At 36.8% G+C, this 16570-nt stretch carries 7 protein-coding genes and 1 tRNA gene; 2 read left to right on the top strand and 6 right to left on the bottom strand.

Annotated features, from left to right (window positions below; translation table 11 throughout):
• The first annotated feature begins 55 nt into the window (after positions 1 to 55).
• Together bioB and KN811_RS11045 are read left to right on the top strand one after the other, a co-directional pair.
• Positions 56 to 1141 (top strand): biotin synthase BioB, encoded by a 1086-nt coding sequence (bioB, locus tag KN811_RS11040; RefSeq protein WP_187964568.1) that lies wholly within the window; start codon positions 56 to 58, stop codon positions 1139 to 1141.
• Positions 1142 to 1188: 47 nt separating this feature from the next.
• Positions 1189 to 1270 (top strand) — tRNA-Leu (locus KN811_RS11045).
• 120 nt (positions 1271 to 1390) lie between these two features.
• On the opposite strand, the gene KN811_RS11050 is transcribed toward KN811_RS11045, so the two are convergent.
• From KN811_RS11050 to mads2, 6 genes are all read right to left on the bottom strand, one after another.
• Positions 1391 to 2095: a PP2C family protein-serine/threonine phosphatase gene (locus KN811_RS11050; RefSeq protein WP_187964569.1), complete on the bottom strand. Its 705-nt coding sequence runs from the start codon at positions 2093 to 2095 to the stop codon at positions 1391 to 1393.
• Entirely contained in the window at positions 2092 to 7377 is a 5286-nt protein-coding gene (mads8, locus tag KN811_RS11055) for a methylation-associated defense system ATP-binding protein MAD8 (protein WP_247716469.1), read from the bottom strand. Before mads8 ends, KN811_RS11050 begins: the two co-directional genes overlap by 4 nt.
• A gap of 103 nt (positions 7378 to 7480) precedes the next feature.
• Positions 7481 to 9043, bottom strand: coding sequence for a methylation-associated defense system protein MAD7 (gene mads7, locus KN811_RS11060; protein ID WP_187964571.1), 1563 nt, complete (start codon positions 9041 to 9043; stop codon positions 7481 to 7483).
• Between the two features lie 2 nt (positions 9044 to 9045).
• On the bottom strand, positions 9046 to 13191 hold the full coding sequence (gene mads6, locus KN811_RS11065; RefSeq protein ID WP_187964572.1) for a methylation-associated defense system protein kinase MAD6: 4146 nt from the start codon (positions 13189 to 13191) through the stop codon (positions 9046 to 9048).
• On the bottom strand, positions 13179 to 14531 hold the full coding sequence (gene mads5, locus KN811_RS11070; protein ID WP_187964573.1) for a methylation-associated defense system restriction endonuclease subunit S MAD5: 1353 nt from the start codon (positions 14529 to 14531) through the stop codon (positions 13179 to 13181). Before mads5 ends, mads6 begins: the two co-directional genes overlap by 13 nt.
• On the bottom strand, positions 14528 to 16570 hold the full coding sequence (gene mads2, locus KN811_RS11075) for a methylation-associated defense system DNA methyltransferase MAD2 (protein ID WP_187964574.1): 2043 nt from the start codon (positions 16568 to 16570) through the stop codon (positions 14528 to 14530). Before mads2 ends, mads5 begins: the two co-directional genes overlap by 4 nt.

Raw genomic sequence — 16570 nt, forward strand, 5'->3', positions numbered from 1 at the left:
TATTTTTGGACCGGGATACGGCTTCGGGCGCATTCCCAACTTCAAATTTGAACCTATGAGTGAAATAAGACACAACTGGACCAAAGAAGAAATACTGGAAATATACAACAAGCCCCTGATGGAGCTGCTATATGAAGCTGCGACGGTACATCGTAAATATCACGATCCGAATACCGTCCAGGTCTCCACCCTGCTCTCCATAAAAACGGGAGGGTGCCCGGAAGACTGCGGCTATTGTCCGCAGGCTGCACGCTATCACACCGATATTGAAGGCAACGACCTGATGAGTGTTCAACAGGTAAAAGCACAGGCACTCCGGGCCAAAGCGGCAGGAAGTTCCAGGGTTTGCATGGGGGCAGCCTGGAGAAATGTAAAGGACGGGGCGGAATTTGACGAAGTGCTGGAAATGGTCCGTACCATTAACAAGCTGGATATGGAGGTATGCTGCACCCTCGGCATGATTACGGAAAACCAGGCTAAGCGACTGGCTGAAGCCGGACTGTATGCCTATAACCACAATCTCGATACTTCCGAAGAATATTATAAAGAGGTCATCTCTACCAGAGGTTACGAAGACCGTCTGCAAACCATAGACAACGTACGTAAAACCAATGTTACCGTATGCAGTGGGGGCATTATAGGTATGGGTGAAAAAGCAGAAGACAGAGCCGGCATGCTGGTGGCATTGTCCACCCTGGATCCACAACCGGAATCCGTACCTATAAACGCTCTTGTAGCCGTTGAAGGAACCCCAATGGAAGACGAGAAGCCTGTTGAGATATGGGAAATGGTCCGTATGGTAGCTACCAGCCGGATCGTAATGCCCGAAACCCAGGTACGCCTCTCTGCCGGAAGGACCGGCATGAGCCGGGAAGGACAGGCCATGTGTTTCTTCGCCGGGGCCAACTCCATTTTTGCGGGAGACAAGCTGCTGACCACCCCCAACCCGGATGTCAATGAAGATATGGAAATGTTCAGGACATTGGGACTCAATCCGCAAAAACCCTTTGTCAAAAAAGAGCAACCCAAAACCGTTGAAGCCGAAGAATCCCAATTTTCTCCCCTGGGAGAAAAACCCAAGTGGAGCAGGCCGGGGCACACTATTCCGCGCAATGAGCTGGCCAAACAAAAAAGCGAATAATTATAAGAAACTAAATAAAAAATTATTAGATTTGCACCCCAATTAATGCCTCGGTGGCGGAATTGGTAGACGCGCTGGATTCAAAATCCAGTTCTTTCGGGAGTGTGGGTTCGATTCCCACCCGAGGTACGGAAAAACCCTGTGAAACAGATGTTTCACAGGGTTTTTTATTTTTTGGGTGGCAAAATAGGTGGCAAATAAAATAAACACACTATCATACCTGCTTGCTGCATAGCCTAATATATTTCATCAAATTTGAAGCGTGATTAACGAAAAATTATCTTTTGCCTCATTCATTAAACGTTTTTCGATTCGGTTAAACGCCTCTTCATAGGAATCAGAAGTGTTCAGTATTTGCTGCAAGTGAATGCCATTATATAAATCGTGTACACCATCAGAACAGATTAGGAATAAATCTGAATCATCAATCTTCTCTTGGGTAAACACATCGATTTGAGACAGATAAACATCTCCCTGAACTGACCGTGTTACAACGTGTTTATACTTATTTATTTGCTTTAGATCCTTGATTGTACCATTGCTAATAACTTCATCAATAAGCGTATGAGAGGTTGATTCTCGCACAAGTTTATTGTTTTTGTAATAAAAGATTTTCACATCCCCAACCCAAAAACAAGTAGCTTGATTTGATTGTAAAATCACTCCGCCAACTGTTGCTCCAACTTTTGTATTGTTCTTTTTCCTTAGTTGTCTTATTGAAAGATTTGCTTTATTTATTGCCTTTTGTATTTGTGCTTCATCAATAATTTCAACTGTCGATAAGTATGTCAAGATACTCTCAGCAACTATTTTAGCAGCTATTTCTCCATGCTCATAGCCTCCCATACCATCAACAATAAGATGAAGATAGGTTTCAGGATTTATGTTCCGAACCAAAACAAAATCCTGATTGACCTCTCTTTTTCCTCTATGTGAAAAAACTATTGATTTCATTTACCTCCATTAGCTTGAATTGTTCCACCACCATGCTTAGTTACTCTTGGTCTCGTAAATACTTTCACGGGCTTTGTTGTTATACTCTTTTCAGTAGCCTTAGTAGCCCATAAAAACCCTTCCCCAGGAACCAATGCACCCATATCTACTGCTCCTAGCATTGATAATTGGGTGATGGATTTTTGAATATGCTTTAACCATTGAGGGCTATTAAACTTATGCAGTAATACCACTGAGCTCAATTCTATTATCTCGTTTGGCAAACTCGGAGGATCTTGACTGGCAATCATTATACTTACTCCCTTATGTCTCATTTCACGAATGGCAGTTACAATATTCCCAGTTAGGTCTTTATTGTCCATATATTTATGTGCTTCATCAAATACAATAAACTTATTGAAGTGTGCTCCGTTCACATTTTTGACGGCTGAGAATATATTAAGCATTATTACAAATAATCCTAAAGCTTCATCTTTGACAATAAACTCATCTCTTAAATCCACGATAATTAATCTTCCTGGCTTAAGGGCATCTCTCAACATGAAGTTGTCATCTATATATTCTCTTGCGAAGCTTAATTTTTGTCGTGCGAGTGCTTTTTGTGAATTTGATAAGAGTTCAGAAGTTTCAACACTTTGGGTAACCCCATCAATAGTTATATTTCTTCTGTGCTCTTTCATTATGGCTTTTAATTGTTTAATGTATGCTGAATCATTTCCTATTGCACCAAGTATGAATAGCCAATCCTGAACATTAAGTTCTTTTGAATTGAATGCAATCGGTAAAACTTCAATTGATGGATATTCAACCTGTCTTTCTTCAATTTTGTCCTTTGGCGTAAGGATAATTACATCCTCAATATTATCAGGGTTAGCACCGTATCTTTCTTTCAGTTTATTGAGTTCAGCTTCCTTGTCATTTGGGTAAATCATAGAAGTGAATTCAGGCTCATAATCCATGCTTTCGCTATAATGGAATATTACACCTGCAAGTGGAGCTGGTAGCTCATTTACCTTGCTAAATTGCTTTAATACCATTTCAGAAATAGTCCCGATAGTATAACTTTTACCACCACCTTGAACACCAAACAAACTAATTGTATTTGTTTCACTCAAATCAATAGCAATCTTTTTTCCATGGAGACTTTCTCCTAAAATTCCGAACTGACTACTTGGTGAGCTCCTACCTATAAGAATATCATATTCAGGAGTTATATGTTCTACATCAGTTGATATATCAGTAGAAATAGGTGTATCTATATGGTCAACCATTTCAGGCTCTTCAAACTCCTCCTCAGCCTTTAATTCTGTTTCCTTTATTTTTACTAATTCCTCACCAACTTCTTTCACCTCTTCAATTGGTTGTTCAGGATCTTTCGATTTGAATTTCTGAATGAATGGTTTCAATGTCGTATTCGTTCTTATAACCGAACTTAACTCAGCATCTAACTCATTATCTTCAAGTTTTCTTGTGTTAAGGTCTGAATCCGGATCAAGTATTTCTTCAATTAATCTTCCTCCAAATGTGAAGAAAGCTAAATCGTGATCTAGAATTTCTTTATGATGCTTTCTTTGAGCTGTGAAGTTAAATATTAAACCCAGTTGATTGAATTTAAGTTTAAATCCTGCATCTAGGTATTGTAAAAACGCTAAATAGCTTTCGTATGCGTTTTCATTCAAATATTCGTAACGATACGCCCTTTCGATATAAAAGCTTAGTAAAGACTTTAATTCCTTATTCTTAATCTCTCTATCAAGCCTGTCCATAGACAAGTGATATTCCGGATCAAAATGCATCCTTAACGCCTCAATAGTATTCTCAATCTGCTCTCTCATTTTAACTTTCAACTCATTGCTTTCAGTTTCTCCAAGAGATTTTCTGCATTTTATTTCGATAACGGAAATGGATATTTCTCTTTTATCCGGGTTGATTGACACCAATAAATTATCTGCTCTACTTTTGCTTTCAGAAGGATCGAAAAGGTTTTGATGCAAGTCAATTGGAATCAAAAAGGCTTCCTCCAATAATCCTTTCTTTTCTAAAACTCTTTTGGTAAATGCAGAACCAATGACCTCAAAAGCTTTATTTTTTGATGAGTTTAGCTGTAGTACCAAAGAACTACTTACTGCTCTGAGGTCTTCAAGAAGTATTTTTATTTTCTTCTCGTCTTCTGCATTATAAATATCTAGGTTGAACTCTTCAAAATGTGGTCCAAGCAATCCTAATACTTCTGAAGTTGGTCTGGTAGTCAAATAAGATGAAATTCCGAACAATTCCTCTCCAGGGACGTAATCAAGTAGGAATGGAATTTTACCGTCTTTTGATGGTTGATCAAATATTTGTGGCCCAAGGTTTTTATCAAACGTAATTACCCAATCGGAATAATCATGTAAATGAGTTAACAGAACTTTATCCCTATCATTAAGCCTTAACTGGGTAGAAGGAATGGATTCTGTGTGTTTTGATGCCAATGCGCCTGCAACGAATGACTGAATGTTGTCAAATAAATCTATACCTAATTTTCCACTGCCTTGATAACCAATGGAAAGTCTATTCCCTCGAATGAACCTATTCCACTTTATTTGGTTGCCATTCTCATCAACGGTTACAGTTGATTCAGTTAATAATCCGTTCAGATAGAAATTTCTATCATTTTTATATGGTTTGATGAGTTCGACTGTAATGGGAAATGGGTCTACCAAGAAACTTAAATGTGCGGTAAACTTTGAAGGTACTTTTAAGTAATCAGAAGTGCTATTGATAGAGAAACGCAGCTTAGGGAACAACCTGTTTTTTGAAGGCTGCGAAAACACTTCCGCCTCTTCTGATACATTGAACTCCGGATTGATTAAATTTCTTAAAGCTTCACCATGCTCAATTATCCTATCGTCACCTTTAAATATTCTGACTTCGTATTTAATAGCTTTAAACGCTTTATCTTTTTCTAGTTCTACAAATGCATCTGCAAATACGGAAGCATCTCCTGAATTGATTAGATTGATAATTAGTTTGTCGGTATAAGGGTGTTGAGCCAGGTAGTTTTTTATGTGCCTAATCACTAGCTTTTGACTAATGTCTGTTTCTACATAATTATCCTTAGTTACATTGAATAATTGACGGAAATAGTGTTTCATTTGTCTTGAAACCGAAGTCATTCCGTTTTTTGATTCGTCTGCCAAAACATTCAGGTACAATCCCCATCCATAGGCAAGCTCGCCTGAATAATGATAATTTTTAAACGAAGTTGGTTCAACTAAAACAAGAGGGTTGTTTTCAGGAGATAATTGGCCTTCAAAGAAGAATTCTAAATTCTTGGCCCAAGATTCTTTATGCCCAGGATAATCTTTGGTCTTTTGCTCCCAATTGTTAAACAACTCCATTAATTCAATGATCCATGCTAGTCTCAAAGGATGTAATGGAGAAAGCAATAAAGCTTCTGTGTGTTGGCCATCAGGTAGCTTAGTTCTAATTCTTGCAACATCAAGTATTTGAAGTTCAGTTAGAAAATATTGAATCTTACTTTTTTCCTCCTCATTTAATTCATCGCTAGACACCTGGTTTTTCAAAGATGTTGTCCATTCTGTCAGTTTCTGAACATAGTCTTTGATTATTTGATAGTGATTAAATAAATCTGCCGTTTCAAAAACACCGTCTCCATTCTCATTGGATTTCTGAATTGCAGTAAAAATTTCCTTACGCAATTTCAAAACAGGGTTAGGAATGATACTTGTTAAATCGCTTTCAACAAACTTTATGGATTCAAAACCAACCGCCGCGGAATTACTTTTCAGAGATCCCTTCACATAACCAAAGGAAGTGCAATTCTCTAAAAACTTGTTTTCTATACTTCTTAACTTTGAAGAAAGATTGATTTGATAATTATGTCGTTCCGAGTAATTGATATAGAAAGTTGATGTATGCTTAGTAATATCATTAAGCCAAACATTTGAGTTTTCCGAAGCTTCCGGGATATCAGCTTCATCTCCCAATTTTATCTTTTCGATTCGGTATTTGAAATACGCTTGAAGAACATTGTTAAGCTTGTCTTTACGTTGGTTTTCATCTCTTTCAGTCATCTCTTCAACCACGAAGTCAAAATCGTCTGAATCACAAGTTAACTTGTATGGAAAAGCACTTTTGGACATATTTTCATCTGCCTTCACAGCTTCTTCCCATGCTTTCTGAATTTTCAGATCTTTAAAGTCGTCATTTGCATTCAAAACGTTCCCATGCTCATCTTCGGCTAATACTTTGAAGAAATAAGAACCTTCCTCAATCATGTTTGAATTCAAATCTACCGTTGCTTCACGGTATGGTCGCTTTGAGGCAGTATTCTTTAATTTTCGTAATACAAAAACTTCTTCTCCAGTTCCTCCATCCACTACCATTAAAATCACCTTAAAATATTTCAGATCGGAAATATCTTTAGGGTTGGGATTAGTACTGAATCGAATACGAACTTTTGTAGTCTTGTTTTCTTCAACATGCAATACTTTTCTGCCTTCTTCTACTTTGAAATTGTTAGACTTAATTTCTTCTATAAGCAACTTAATATGTGAGAAATCAAGATCCGGAATTTTCCAATTGGCAAAATTTAGATGCTGATAACTTTTAAATACCAATCGACATATTTCATCCGCATTTCGAGCTTCATTTTCCTGTTTAATGAAGTTCACAATCTCTTTTTGCAACGTATTTGGCTCCAATGGTAACTCAGCAACCCTATCGTACAAAGGCTTACTAAATGAACTTAATAGTTCGGTACTTTCAAGGTTGAAATTCAATCTTGAACGAACCTTTTCAGGTTCCTCAATTAGTTTTTCATCAGGCAGGAGATTGAGTATGTATATATTATTTCCAACCGCTTCATTAGAATATCCTCCTTCTTCAAGCGCGAGTAAATACTTGATAATACTAACAGTACTTATTGTCGTTGAATTAAGGTATTGAAGTATTTCACTTTCTATTAAGTGAGCATAGTCATCCGGAATTTTAGCAATTAATTCCTCTTTTAGTTTATGTTCTATACCTTCCAAGGAAATCTCCTTAAAGGTGGCATTACCATAAGAATCTTCTGCTGCTGTTCTGCTGTTTGAAGGAATCAACACTAATAAAGGAGCTTCTTGTTTGTTTCTAAGCTCTACAAGCTTTGTAGCAGAAATAAATTTATCACTTCCATTACTTTCTTCCGAAACAATAAACGTATCAATAGCAGGGTATTCATCATGAATAATATCCCACAAAAATTCTAATTCATTTAATCCAAGACCTGTAATTTTCATACAATGTCCTGGTATTGCATTGCCAAAATCTGCCTTGTGTAGTTCAAGGACCAGGTCAATGATTCTTTTGTAATACGTGTTTATAGTCCTTACCATTTCCATTTCACTGAACATTTAATTCGTAACGTGGTCTAATTCTTTGAAGGATATAAGCATCACTCAAATCGTTATAAAAACCTATCTGACGAAGCTTCATTTTAAACGCCTCCATATTTTCCTTAAAAGCTAAATGAGTTTGTAAATCTGCATCTGCAAATCGCTCTTCATTTAGACCATTTATAACCAAACCATATCGTTCTCTAATATTTGACACCAATTCTTCAATAGATAAACTTCTAGTCTGGAATTGGTTATTCCTTGACTCAAGCACCAATATTTGAACAAGGGTTTCAAGCAATCTAGTCCCTAAAACGAATCGCCTTGGATGCTTTCTGCTTCTTCCTTGCGCCATAAAACCTCTCTCATTGTTCTTTTGAGATAAGTTATCAATGAGCTGAATATGAAACCTGTACTGGTAAGTACCTCTTGCTTTTAAAATAAGCTCAATATACCTGTCAAAATAAGTGTCCTCATATTTCACCATGTCCTCAATTAAGAGTTTATCCTCCTCCTCTAATGAGTTGTATAGGTTATCCCATTGCGTTTCAAAATAGATTTCAAAATCCGTAGGCTTCTTCTGTAAAATCTTTAAAGCTTTCGTAAGATTTTCAGAATTGGTCTTATCCAATTTCAACCTACGCAAAGCAGCATTCACTTGAAATGTCGATTTTACATAATCATAAATCTTATTCGTCAAACTTTCAGCATCAGCGGCAGCTAATCGGGAAACTTTACTTGCGTAATTATCAGTTGCATCCAATACTATGTTCCAATCATCAATTATTTCAATATTTCCTGACTCGACCATCTTTGGCAAAAAATGAACCAGTTTTTGGATGTATAGCGATAAGTGGAAAGAAATAATTGTTTTTAAGTAATCAATCAATACGTTTCTAGGGATCAACCTTTTGTACACCAACAACCTTCTTACATCATCGCAAAACAGCTCTGCCTGCTTTTGCAGAATCGGGTGGATTTGATTCAACGTAGAATTGCTTTCCAAAAAGCCAGGTTTCACTTTTTTGATGATATGAAGTAATCCCAAGCTATCTACATCCAATCCGTTACCATTATTGATCTTGCTGGTAGTTTGATCCCATCCTTCCATTAAGAAGTTTTTCAAATCTTCCTTAACCGTAGGATTAGCCCCTAACATTAAATAAACTTGGTCCGCAGTGTTATAGTCCCTGGTATTAGCAGCATTTCTTACACGGTAACTTTCAAGATGGATAGGTCTTAATGAGGATATTTTCTCTTTATCTACATTACCTCTGAATACCATGTTTACCAGATTACTACGCATCCACAATTCCGCAGCATCAGGATTATCCTTAAACCCTTTAAGAGAGCCTTCTTCTTCAAGTTTTGAAAAGACTTTTTTAAGGGTGTCTAATTCGATAAATGTACTGCCACTGGAACGAGCTCTTTGCTTTGGTCTAATACCGTTGTACTTTAATAGCATGAATAAATTCACCAAAGTATTATCTATGTTTACCGCCTTTGCATCTGCGGTAAAAATTAGTTCATTTCTGAACAAACTCTCTTCTTTATTTAATTTTATGGCCATAGTTATATCTCCATTGGTTGAATTTCAAGACGGCTTTGTTCGTTTTTACTGATTTTAAAAAACTCCATGTTATCCTTCGTTACAACCACCTCTTTATAGTTCAAATTCTCCAAAAGATTCTTGAAGATGATGAGTTCTACAAATCTCCCTCTCAGGTCATTTAAAGAAGGACTAAAACCTTGCTGAATGAAGTATAGCATTTCATAGAGGTCTAAGGATATGATAAGCTTTATATGTTTTTGTTCTTTGTGTCTAAAGGTTAAACTGTCCGGTTCGTATTCCAGGTATTTCACCAAATGGTCAGTTCTATTCACAAACAACTCAAAATCATTCAAGTTGAATAATCTGAACGACTTACTGAATGGATCTCTTATTTCAGTTGAGGATAACACCAAATAGCTCTGGTCGATTCCCGGATTGTCACAACCTTCATTTAAAGAAATTGCTCTTGAAATACTTGCTTTGGTATGATTGTCGGTATCTCCTTCTTCCAACACTTTTACAAATTTAAAAACCGAGTGATACGGCAATCGTAGCAGATAAGAAGGAAGCTTTAAAGTTTCTTCTTCTCCGTTATCTTTCACATGACCATTCTGAATACTTAAAAGTCCTGCTTTGCCTTCAAAATACTGATGACGAACAAAGTTCTTTTGAATGATTTTTATGCGAGCAATCTCATTATCATCTTGCTCATAAGTCGGCTTTATTCTTTCAATTGAGTTGAACGTATCTAAAAGTGTAACGTTACGTTCGGCAAATTCTAAGTAATGTTTGGATTGAAGTTTTCCGAAGAACAAATCTCTATCCAAATCCGGAATAGCCACTTCACCAATATCAGTTTCTCTTAACAGTTTTATTAGCCTATCTTGATTACCCGAATCGCCTACTAAAGGATTGGTAATGTTAAAATAATAATACTGCCAGTAATGCTCCGGAGTATTTTGATTTTGTTGGAATAATCCCTCAATATCTTTACAATCATGATCACGAGTAAGGGTATAAGCTATAAATGAGCGTAAATCTCTCATAGTGATATGCAATTCTCTTTTAAGACTTGCAGTTCTCATAAGCCACTCCATTCTTGTAATTACTTCCTCACCAGTTGCTGTGTCATTGAACGAATCCACATTGTATTTTATGAAACACTGATTTACCAAGGAACAGCCTTCACATTTGCTCCAAAATTTCTTCTGGGTAAGTGCTTTTACTTGTTGTCTGAATAAACTAGGCTCGTTATCTGTTTGTGCTGTAACAGAACGTAAGTTTAGGTTGATAATCATTAACCCTCCCGGTAATTCATGATGTCCTTCGTTGTAAAAGTAATTTTCAATATGGTCGTGCAGCGTTTTGTGTTTTTCTGTGATTTTTAGAAACTCTACCAAACGACCTTCATTTATTGCTATAATTCTACCTTCCTTAGCATTGTTATAGTTCTCAATATCTTCAAAAGGTTGAAAGAAACTCTCCAAGACTTCATTATTTGCTCTTTCATTTTCATCCTGTGAACCATCATAATTACTCTCGAAGGCAACTCCATTTATCTTGAAACGAGCTCCGTTTTTATGTCCAAAACGCTCTAATTGGCTAATGTTTTTATCTTCCTCAATTTTTCGGATAAAGGCGGTTTTACCATCACCGGCATTTCCGGTAATTATTAATAATTTGAACTGCCCATCCAGGATTGCAGGGATCAAATGGTTGTCCAATTTAGTCGGAGTATAGGTTAATTCATTGTAAACATTGGTATCGAAGTTTGCTCTCGTTCCTGAATTACCATGTTTAGACTGACTGTAAAGCGAATTGATGTATTTAACAAAATCGTCTTGTTTTTCAATTTCAACAGTTGGTTCTGCCTTTTCTTTCTTACTCTCTAAAATTCCTTCTTCTCCAATTTTCAGAAGAGCATCCAACATTTCTAGAGCATTTTTAAAACGGTTAACTCCTCTCGGATCGATGGCTTTTAACAAAAATGCTTCAAATGAAGCAGAAAGTCGGTCTTCTATGCTTTTAGGAGCAACTGGGGCTTTGCTAATTAATGGCAATTTACCAGGAGCCCAAGGATATTGCTTACAAATAAGCTCATAAAGGGTAATGCCCAAAGCAAAGGTGTCTGCTGATTTATCCCAATTTACTTTATAATTACCTGTGATTAAATCAGGAGCTAAATAAGGATTGGTTCCTACAAAATCCTTATTGTCCTCGGCAAATGAAGCCACATTAAAGTCAATCAAAACAAAGCGTTCTTGGTTGTCCCAAATAATATTTTGAGGTTTAATATCTCTATGCAAAATTGGTTTTGGCATGTTTTGCATAGAAACCAATGCTTCCAAAATATCTTTCGCTACTTGATATATGCGGTAAATAGGAAGACGAGCATCAGTACGAGTATACATACTTAAGTTTTCACCATCTAGGTATTCCATTACCGTAAAAAATTGACCGGTAGAGGCAATATCATTCCAGACAAATTTTACAATATTTTGATGATTGAGGTCTTTTAAAGCACTGTACTCATCAATAACAGATTGTGCGTTTACGCTTTCATGGAAAAGTTTCATGGTAAAGTATCTATCTTGCAAGCTGTGTTTTACCTTAAATACTTTAGAATAACCTCCTTTACCAAGAATTTCATGTATTACATATGCTCCAACACGGTCGCCTTCATCTAAATCATGTGCTTCCTTTTGTTGTGGAGCTTTTGAAGTGGTTGTTTTTGTCGGTTGTGGTTCGGTTTGTGACTCCTTTATTGCTTCATTGATGAAATTTTCCAGCTCCTCAATGTTGTCGATTCGCTTTAATTCATCTGTTAATACTGTTTTTAGACAAAGTTGATCTAACCATTTTGGTAATGCTTTATTGATATGACTCGGGAGTATATCCTCCGGAATTTGTCCTCCCAGTTTGTCTAATTCGAAAGGTGTTTTAAACGGTTCTTCCCCGGTAAAAAGCCAATATATCAATACCCCAAGCGAATATATATCAGACGAACGAGAAGCATCACCTACGGTTAATTCTAAGGGATGGTAGGCAGAGGCATTCATCTCGTTAATAGTTGCCATTACCGTATAGCCCTGCTCATTGTGGTCGGTAAAATAAGATTTCCCGAAATTCCCTAAATACGCATATCCGCTGCTCATGTAGATATTGTCGGGATTGATGTCTCTATGATATATATTCTCTTTATGAGCCTCTTTTAGGGCAGCCATTACATTTCGAAGGATACCTATCTTCTCCTGAAAAGTGTAGGTTTTGGAGCGAGCTTCCGCACGTAGCGAGTTTTCATCTAAAAAATCTGAAATCTCATAAAACAGATGGTTTTCTTCATCTATTTTAAACTCTACATTTAGAATGAATGGTTTGGCCTTGATTTTATGCAGCGCCTTGTATTGGTTTTTGATGGCCTCTTCTCGTTTGCGAAGTTCTTCAGGTGATAAACCTGATACCTGTAATGAAAATTCTTTTACCCTTTTACGAATGGAAGAGGTAACGCCTTTTGGTTTTACCAGGTATTCTGTGAAATTAGGTTCTTGTAATAATACTTCGATAATTTCAAAGCCTTCTATTTCGCGTTTTTCATCCGGAGCCTTTTTACCTTGATTCCCGATCAAAAATTCCACAATATCATGTTGAATGTCGGCAATGTCATTATTTAGTTTTCCTATCTGGTTCGGATCTGTAAGATACTCAATAAGTTTTTTGTTGAGTTGAAAAGTGAGTTTACCTGCTTCCTGCCAAAACAGAGGTTCAAAGGAATTTGCATAGGAGAGAGTAACCATATTTTGAATCCATGCTTTGCCCCATGAATATTCTTTTTCTTTGAGTTTGGAAGCAAGAATGGCTGTTTTTTGGCGACCTGTTTTTAAAGGGTTGGGTTTTTGGCGATCATTTAAGTACCAGTAATTATCATCTCCTTCAATACGTCCTTTCCAATCTTTGTTTTCTATATTGTAAATGGCATGCGGAGCCACCACAATAAGGTCGTATTCCCAGTATTGGGTACGGTTGTTACGTGGGTTGGTAGAAGCAATTTCTACATTGGGCACTAAGTAATAACTATCCGGAAGGTTTACCTCTAAATAATCTAGCAAACGCTTTTCTCCGACATTCACGACCGATTCAAAATAGGGTGGTTTAATTATTTTTGCCATGATTCAATCTCTTTTTCTACCAGGTCGATTGCTTTGAGTTCTTTTCGATGACTTTCAGAGGATTTTTCGATATAACCTTCTATTTTTTCAAATACCCAGTCTAATTTATCATTTGGTTTAGGAAACTTAACTTGTAAAAGTCTGTCAGGAGTAATAAAGGGTATCATAGAACCAGTTGCCATTTTTTGTAACAATTTTATACCTGATGAACTTTTTAGAAATGCAAACAGCCAGTATGAGATTCTTAAATCATCAGTTGAAATTCTAATCACATGGTCAGATAAACATGCTCCATGTAAAATGTCATCAGCAATGAATACATTACCCAAAATACCTCCATCTGTCGTTCCTGATTTATATAGAAGTAATGTTCCTTTTTCCACCTTATAATCATTGATATTCTTAACTCCTCTAGGAGAAAGCCAACGATAATATTTCTTAATAAACTTAGTGAGTTCAGCTCCAGTTAAAAATGGATGCCCATTGTTTTTTGAAAGATATATGTGCTTAAATAATGGAGGAGCAAAACATTTTGTTGCTACACTACCAATAGTCATTTGTTCTTGGAAACTACTTTCAATTTTATCACATTCCAAGTTATTATTGTATGATGCCCAGCTAAAACTTAAATCAGATACTTTTTTGGAGAATACTTTAGTAAAACCTTCAACCTTATATTCTTTCTCAAAATAACTTGTAGCCTCCCTCAACAACTTATTCGCTTCCACACGAAGATTTGAAGCCTCTACAATAAGGTTGTGTATTTCTTGTTGTTTAGATTCGGGGAGAATGGGGATTGGTAAGTTTTCAATGTGATGTGGTTCGATGTGTTGAATTACGGCCCCATAAGTACCTTGTGTTAGTAATGCATATCCATACTTTGAGGACAAGTAAGAATAAATATAGCCAGAAGGTAATTGTCCGTTTGGCACAACTCTTAAAATATGTTGTGAAGCTGTTTTGTTTACAAAGTCTGCGTTAGCATAAACAGTATTTCCAATTGTTCCAGAACATGAAATTAATGTCCATCCTTCCTTAATCCATAACGATTCAACATTTTTGGATAGTTTCTTGGAAATATACTTAAGACCATCGAAACTAGACTTTAGCATATCAGAACTCCCCATAAAAGGTATCCCCAATTCTTCATTGCTTACATAGTATCTTTTAAACCTAATCCCATTAAACAATTCAGATGTTACTTGATTTAAACTTTTATATCCTAAAGGAGCGTTTTTAATCAATTTATTGTATACTCGCCCCTCACTCATGTGGAACGAGGAGTCTAACCTACATCCACCTTCGATAAGCCAGCTATATTTTGCATTTCCTACTTTCATAGCTTTTCACCCTTTACAAACTGAAAATAAGCTTTTGTGATTTTTGGAAGGTCATCATCCAATTGCTTTAACTTTTCTCTTCTTGTTTTCACCTCTTTTGAACCATCCTTTTTGTAGTTGATATATTTTGTTTCAACATCAAAAAGTAATTCCGCACCGTCTTCATCACGCAAGTAAATCGGGTTTCCTCTTCGGTCTTTACCAAGTTTTTCAGCAATAGCCATAAATACATCGTAATCTTCGGTACTGTCTTGGGCTAGTTGGTGTTCTTCTTCGGTTTTCTTCTGTAAAAACAACAGAGAGGCTTGTACACCTACTTGTGGCAAGAAGGCTTCCACGGCTAAGTCTACCGAAGCAAGTATTTTAAACTTGTCTAAAATCCATTCTCTTACAGGGAGGGTATTGGGATTGCCAAGTATTCCATCGGGCAATACTATCGCCATTTTACCTCCGGGCTTTAAAAAATTGTAACATGCTTCAATAAACAGTACCTCGGGTGCATCGCTATATTCTCCCAGTTTGTAGCGCAAAGTTCCATCTGAGTGATAAATAATTTCTTTGTCTACTTTTACTTTAGCTCCGAAAGGGGGATTGGTAAATACTATGTCAAACTTCCCAATGACGTTACTGGTATAAGTATTTTCTAAGTCTTTCATCTCTCGCAGACTTTTATTAATGGAAGCATTGATTTTTTCAATTTCTTCCAGATGCTCCCATTTAGGATAGGCCAAAGAATTTACATGAAATATGTTGGCATGTCCATCTCCTGCCATTACCATGTTCATACGGGCAGCTTTTTTAAGATCGGGATCAAAGTCAAAACCAAAGATACTTCGTTCAGCATAGTGCCTTACTCGTTCATTAACTTCAAAAGAGTTGAACTTTTCTGCCAAAAGCGGTCCGTCTAAATCAGGATAAAGTTTCTGTGCTATTTGCTTACGCACATGGTCTAACACCATTACCAAGAAACCTCCCGAACCGCAAGCCGGGTCCAGCACCCGGTAATTTTCGTTTGGGTTAAGCATTTCTACCATAGCTTTTATGATATTTCTTGGTGTGAAAAACTGTCCGGCTTCTTGCTTGAGGGTATTACTTACAATGGTTTCATAGGCCATTCCCTTCACGTCCACGGAGGCATCAAGGAATGAGTATTTGGCTAATTCACCTGCAATAAAGGCTAATCCTTTATCAGTAAGGCCAATGGCTTCATTACCGTCAAAAACCTCAGAAAAAACTGAATCTGATTTTAGCTCTTCAAACAAACCTTTAATTCTGTCTGCAACAGCTTTTCTTCCATCTTCGGTGTTTTGCTCTTTTACACCCACCCAAAACTTTCTACGATAGCTTTCTCCTTTTTCAGCACATATAAATCTTCGCTTTTCATCGTAGAGCTTACAGAAGATAAGATTGAGCAACTGCCAAAAGGCATCTTTTTTTCGACCTTCATTCCCATAGATATAATCATGCGAACGCTTAAATACTTTGATTAATGAATCATTGGCAGGTTTTCTACTGCTAGAACGGTCCGCACGATCAAGATCGTCCAAAGTTTCACCTTCGCCGGGAAAATCGGATAAGTCCACAAATTCGTAATCATAACCCAGTGCGTCTTCTTCTTTTTGAAGAAAATGATAGCTAGAGCCGTTTGCCCATAATCCAAACTCACAACTCTCTACAGCTCCCATGGCATTTTCAAGGGTGGCCGCCAGTCCTTTCTTCTTGTCGGTTTCTTTTATTTTATCGTCCTGAACAATACAGATACGGATGATGTGTTTCTGTTCGTGAGGTTTACCTTTCTCGAAAACAGCTAACTCTATTTTTTGTTTTTTAGTTCTACTGGTATCAGGATCCGTATATTCAATTTTGAAATCCCTTTCCATATCGTCCAAGTCAAAACCATATTCTTCATTGAGCATAATGATTACGGACTGAAGGTTGGATTCCTGGGCTTTTATCTTTTTTACTTCACCTGTAAGGGTACATATTAGTTGGTTGTCTTCTAAAACTATTTCGTTCAGGTTTTTTGTTTGAGTTAGCAT

The organism is Sinomicrobium weinanense, assembly GCF_018863395.1.
Lineage (GTDB): Bacteria > Bacteroidota > Bacteroidia > Flavobacteriales > Flavobacteriaceae > Sinomicrobium > Sinomicrobium weinanense.

Bases quoted from the DNA above. Each gene is read 5' to 3' on its own strand.
- mads2 (WP_187964574.1), bottom strand. From the start codon at position 16,570: ATGCTAACTCAAACAAAAAACCTGAACGAAATAGTTTTAGAAGACAAC.
- mads6 (WP_187964572.1), bottom strand. From the start codon at position 13,191: ATGGCAAAAATAATTAAACCACCCTATTTTGAATCGGTCGTGAATGTC.
- mads5 (WP_187964573.1), bottom strand. From the start codon at position 14,531: ATGAAAGTAGGAAATGCAAAATATAGCTGGCTTATCGAAGGTGGATGT.
- mads7 (WP_187964571.1), bottom strand. From the start codon at position 9,043: ATGGCCATAAAATTAAATAAAGAAGAGAGTTTGTTCAGAAATGAACTA.
- bioB (WP_187964568.1), top strand. From the start codon at position 56: ATGAGTGAAATAAGACACAACTGGACCAAAGAAGAAATACTGGAAATA.
- mads8 (WP_247716469.1), bottom strand. From the start codon at position 7,377: ATGAAAATTACAGGTCTTGGATTAAATGAATTAGAATTTTTGTGGGAT.
- KN811_RS11050 (WP_187964569.1), bottom strand. From the start codon at position 2,095: ATGAAATCAATAGTTTTTTCACATAGAGGAAAAAGAGAGGTCAATCAG.